Here is a 5,216-nt window from a genome sequence, read left to right as displayed (position 1 = left end):
CAAGATAGTTGACGCCGAACAGATCCTTGTAGTTTATTTAGCTGCCGGATTTAAGATGGCCAGCAGGTACATTGGCAGCATGATAATGGATGGGAAAAACAACAATACCACCACAAAGAATCCCAAGGTGCTAAGCAAAAACAGCCACCAGCAAACGGTTAAAATTAGTGCCAGGACAGAACAAAGGCTTTTGCTACTATAATTACAATCAAAAGTAGAGCGCCCATTAATAGCCGCCTTGTGACTTAATCACCCAGGACGCTTTTAGCGCTTCCTTGAGCGTACTCTGCCTCGACAACCTTCCTTGTAAAGTAATCACTCGCTACTGCCGATTAAACGCCGGCTCTTCAAAATAAGCATAATCGCCCAGTTGCAAGGCCTGCTGGCGGCGCACTTGGGCTGAAGGCTTGCGCTCGGCAATGCTGATTCCAAATACCTCTATGTGTACCTTTTCCATTAATTGCTGCACTTGTTGGCGAGTGCATAGCTGTAATAGCTCACCGGCATGAATAAAGCCTTGTGCGCGCAAGCGCTGCTCGCTGTTATCTTTGCCCGCTTTACTGGCCTGAAACAGATCGCGAAATTGCGCTTCTAAGGTTATTAAGAATAAGTCTTGCTGTAACATGCTCATGTTAGCCTCCTTCGATAATTGGCATCCTTGCCTGTTTGTCCCTGTACATCCTTGCTACTAGCTTCCTTACGAGAAGCATCCTTGCCAATAGCGTCCTGCTAATTGCTCCATATACTGTCATGGTTAGTGACATGTCATCCGTGTGTCACCATCTTAGGCTGTTTGTTTCTTCACGCCATACTGTGCAGGTGTTCAGTGTATGTTTTTCAGGCAGATGTTTTTTGGCGTTTGCGCCAAACCCTTTAAGACGTTCGCGCACTGGCTTAGAGTTGACGCAACACCCAACATAATGCGAGCTAACCATGAACAACCAACCCATTCACGCTGAGGATTTACCCCGGCTAACCCGCTTACAGGAGCTATGTAAAACTATCAATGCTATTGAGCACTTAGCCAACGCTAAGCACGATAAAGTGGTGTATGCTGGGCGTATTTGGCGCTATGCCGATTTGGTTTATCTGGCTTATGAGTATTATGTGCTGGCTATTCCTTATGGCTTAAAGATTGATAACTTCAGCCAGTGGTTAGCAGCAGAGCAAGCCATCTTAAAGCAGTTTAATTTACCCTGGCCGGTTGCAACCTTAAATGCAGCAACGGATGAAGCCTAAAACGTATTGATTGCAGGTATGTATGCTAATCAGACACATTTTACAGGAGTTTAGATGCAAAACCCTCAACCGCTTTCGACAGATAGCCCTAGTAGCCTAGACGCCAGCGGCTGGCCGCTGCGCTGGGAGCTGTTAATGCGTTACCGGCTAATTGAAATTGTCGCGCTATGGGAAGGCCGTTTAACCACCAATCATTTATGTAATAGCTTTGGTATCGCGCGCCAGCAAGCCTCAAAAGATATTAATGCCTATTTGCGGGATATTGCACCTGGCAACCTGGTATATGACGGCAAGTTAAAAGGCTACAAACCTGCTGCGGATTTTACCCCCAAAGTCACCAGTGGCCTGGCCGATGAATACCTGCATGCGCTGGCCAGCACTAAAGATTTTGCCCACACCTTTAGCCAGCTCGATTTAGGCTTTGCCCATACCGAAATGCTGACACCGCCACTGCGTCAGGTAAACCCGGATATTCTGCGCGCTCTGGTACAGGCCGCACGCGACGGTAAAAAGATTGATATGGGTTATGTGTCTCTCACCAGCCCAGATGAAGAAAGCCGCATTATTGCCCCGCATACACTGGTCTGCACGCCACTACGCTGGCACGTGCGCGCTTACTGCGAGAAAAACCGCGAGTTTCGGGATTTTGTATTAAGTCGCTTTCGCGGCATCAATGGTATTGAAGGCGATGCCGAAATGACCAAAGAGCAGGATGAACGCTGGAATACCACTATTGATATTGTGCTGGTACCCGATTCCCGCTTAACCGACTATCAAAAAGCCATTATTGCCGAAGATTACAATATGCAACACGGCAAGCGGGTGTTCTCGGTACGCTCTGCGCTGGTGCCTTATGCCGTGCAGGCATTAAATCTGGATTTGGCCAAAATAGAAGCGCGCCCGGAGGCGCAGCAAATTATGGTGGCTAATTTGGATGAAGTTAAGCGGCATGCGTTTTGAGTTTTTATGATCTGCCTTTATTTCACCAACATTTGTGAATACTCTCTCTCAAGGTATTCATCCACAGCATCCGCATTAATGTGACCAGCTTTATGCCATGCAATCACTTCCTTATATGCCAAATGCCCGAATCTCACCCACCCGATCAAATTAGTTCGAAGTAAAAATTGTACCATATCACCACCAGATCGAAGTGCGGCATCTCCTGCATCAACAAGACATAAAGAGCCATGTGCTACTAGTAACATTCGCCTAAGCTCAGGGTTGTTAGCAGTTGGAATACAGTCAGCCCAGTCCGCTTTATGATAAAAGCGCTTTTTACATACCCACATGACTCTGGTGAGAAGTTCAGTTATTAGAACTGGTATCGCCATCGCTAAACCATGCCTGAAATCGTATCCTTGCTCAAAAACCTTAGTCGCAATAGTTGCAAATGTTTGCTTATGCTTACCAAATTCGCCGACGTTAATTAACAATAACCAGTTGTAGAAAGGTATCGGTATCCCAGCACCTCTCGATGATGCCCCTGACGAACCGGCCATATCCGAAAAGAGATGTCCGAGCCAATTGACAAAACCACAGAATACCTTAGAGATAAAGTTGCTTCCCTGCAGCTCAAAGCTTTCTGTTTCTATAGTAATAATTTTACCGTTCGAGACAAAAGTAGAGGTGTTAGTAAATTGATTAAGTATTGAGAAGAACAATCCTACTAAATCTGGTGAATGACCAAGACTTTTAAGGTGGTGATTTTTGGGTGAAAGATTATCGACTAAACCATCGGTACCATTTTTACCATAGGTTGTTGCCTGGTCGTAATTCACCTTGAAGTTTCTTTCAAGGAAGCCAATTGCACTCTTAGTTGCATCGCCCCCTTCGGCAGCGCCTTTCCATCCAAACGCTTTGGCGAACATTTGTACAGATTGGTCTACAGCTTTATCTGTGAAAGTAGTCAGTTTACCTTGACCAGGCAAACCAACAAAAAAGACATCAATTAGCCCTCCAATAACGCCGCATGTGCCCGCGAGCAAATAATCATACTTGTCACAGTTAGCGTTTTTGTAGGTGAACTCGTCCTTTATACGTTTTTCAAGAGAAATTCGCTGGGTAGGCGTAAGTAGTCTATCGAATGGGTCATTCTGTAAATCGATATCATGCTCGCTTGCATATTTTTCAACGTTGCTTACATAAGAATCCCAAGAGATGTTCTCATCAAACGCTGGAGCATCTAATAAAGAGATCTGCGGAATATAAAACCTTTCGGAAGTGCTTCCGTCATTCACGTAACTGAGCATATCAACCGATATCTCTGTTGCTTGCGCATCAAAACTGACACCACTCTCCGCTAAGAGTGCCTCCATATCTGCAAGCATTCCGTCAAGAGCCTGATCATTCCCTTTTTGAGCGCCGAGTAAAGCATTTAGGGCTACATCAAGCTCAGAGATTTTAGAATCCGAACTGTCAAGTTGGTGCTTTTGCACCAACATTGCTGATGCCTGGCTATCTTTTTTCTCCATTAAGAAAACAGCCCTGCAACTTTACTTTTTAGCACATCAGCCACTTTAAAGTAGCCTATTGCATCAAAGATTTTCGCCAATCTATCAAGCTGCTCGGTGGCAATGTCTTGTTTTAATACATGCACATCTATAGTTTTTTCGGCACCATCTACTACTTTGGTAATGCTTTTAACTTCGTAAAATGACATCACCAAAGCATAAAGCTGTTGTTTAGTCGGCTCTGAGGTCAAGGACTTTAATTTAGATAGGTCTAATTCTTTTGGACAACTGAGTTTTATATAACTATTTTTGGTAGCGTTAGACTTAGCATTCAAGACACCGGCAGCTCCAGTCATTGCACTAACCATTTGCATTAACTTTATAACCTTTGCATCCTGTGCAGAGAAGTTCTGCAATGCCTCGTTTAGCTTAGATGTAATTATGTTCAAATCTTCAATCAAGTATGAAATAGTTCGCTGAGTTTGCTTGATAATTTCATTAAGCATCAACTCCCTACGCTTTGCCTTATCAAGCTCATTTGCTCCGGTGAGATGGCGAATTCCTTTGTATGCGCCCACACCTATTAGCACTGCAACCCCAATTCCAGTTGCCATACTTGAGAATCCCAAGACACCGCCTAAACCAAGCGTTGCCAGTCCTGATGTTAAGCCTGCAGCAGACAAACCAACTACTGATCCTGAAAGATATACAGCTGCCAGTGGCACACCAACTGCTCCAGCCTTAGCACCTAGTTCTTTAATACCTCTTTTTAACGCATCATCGGTAAAATCGTCCTTCAGCATTGAAAAATCAAGCTTAATTGCCTGTACAGCGAGCTCGATCTCCTCATCCGATACACCAAAAAGTTTTTGATTTTCTCTCAAGAATGGGCAGTCTAAATATTCGCCATTATTTACACTCATGTGGATGTTAATAATGTCTTTTACTAGCGAGATCTTTATCGATTTGTTATGGCTAGCTTTAGCTTCTGCATCAATAATTGCGAGTAGTTCTTCTACTTCAACCAAATTATCGATTGAGGCTAGGTAACTTCTAAGCTCAAATCTAGAGTCTTTCGAAAGCTCTAGTCGCGTCATTAGCTGAAGAATTTCTGCATACTCTTTTTGGTCAATAGCAGCATCATCAGAAAATGCCATGTTTATAACAATCTGCACATAAGCAACTTTTAATCGCTCAGACATCTCAGACAACGTTACAAGTTGGTCCTCCTCCTCAAATGAATCAAAATCTTGAACAGCCGAATTTAAAACCTCCGCTAGCTTTTCATATTTGCATTCTAATAAACCATTCAGCTTGATTACTTTTCCATCTTTCTTAATAAAATCGATATACTGTTCGACTTTCTCTTTACCTTTATCTGAGACGGTAACATTTCTTATGTACTTTACCTCTTCAATCTCTGTAAAACTTAAAGAGAATGGCGCTTCAAATGCGTTTTTGATTACAATCTTCTCACCGGTTAAAGCAAAGCCATCTTTTGCCTGAGGGATCCCCACAAATTGC

6 protein-coding genes are annotated in these 5,216 nt (G+C 43.6%); 3 read left to right on the top strand and 3 right to left on the bottom strand.

The window, feature by feature from the left end; genetic code table 11:
• Positions 1-202 (top strand): hypothetical protein (locus tag A9165_RS17015; RefSeq protein WP_218060751.1); only part of this gene is annotated, 202 nt, incomplete at its 5' end.
• Positions 203-322: 120 nt separating this feature from the next.
• On the opposite strand, the gene A9165_RS16135 is transcribed toward A9165_RS17015, so the two are convergent.
• The gene (locus A9165_RS16135; protein ID WP_065956649.1) at positions 323-631 is read right to left on the bottom strand and encodes a hypothetical protein; all 309 of its coding nucleotides are present in this window, start codon (positions 629-631) and stop codon (positions 323-325) included.
• Between the two features lie 302 nt (positions 632-933).
• Here A9165_RS16135 and A9165_RS16130 point away from each other — a divergent pair, with 302 nt between their 5' ends.
• Together A9165_RS16130 and A9165_RS16125 are read left to right on the top strand one after the other, a co-directional pair.
• A complete protein-coding gene (locus tag A9165_RS16130; protein WP_065956648.1) occupies positions 934-1,239 on the top strand; it encodes a hypothetical protein in 306 nt (101 codons plus the stop codon).
• 54 nt (positions 1,240-1,293) lie between these two features.
• Complete coding sequence (locus A9165_RS16125; RefSeq protein ID WP_065956647.1) at positions 1,294-2,199, top strand: WYL domain-containing protein; 906 nt, start codon at positions 1,294-1,296, stop codon at positions 2,197-2,199.
• A gap of 17 nt (positions 2,200-2,216) precedes the next feature.
• Here A9165_RS16125 and A9165_RS16120 read toward each other — a convergent pair whose 3' ends face one another.
• Positions 2,217-3,713, bottom strand: a complete 1,497-nt coding sequence (locus A9165_RS16120; protein WP_065956646.1) for a hypothetical protein — start codon at positions 3,711-3,713, stop codon at positions 2,217-2,219.
• Positions 3,713-5,216: hypothetical protein (locus A9165_RS16115; RefSeq protein WP_065956645.1), on the bottom strand; the 1,504-nt coding region annotated here is incomplete at its 5' end. The genes A9165_RS16120 and A9165_RS16115, both read right to left, overlap by 1 nt.

It is taken from the genome of Alishewanella sp. HH-ZS, from assembly GCF_001704375.1.
In the GTDB taxonomy this organism is placed as follows: Bacteria; Pseudomonadota; Gammaproteobacteria; order Enterobacterales; family Alteromonadaceae; genus Alishewanella; species Alishewanella aestuarii.
The sequence above is the reverse complement of the archived record's forward strand: the minus strand, read 5'-3'. Positions and strand labels throughout refer to the sequence as shown.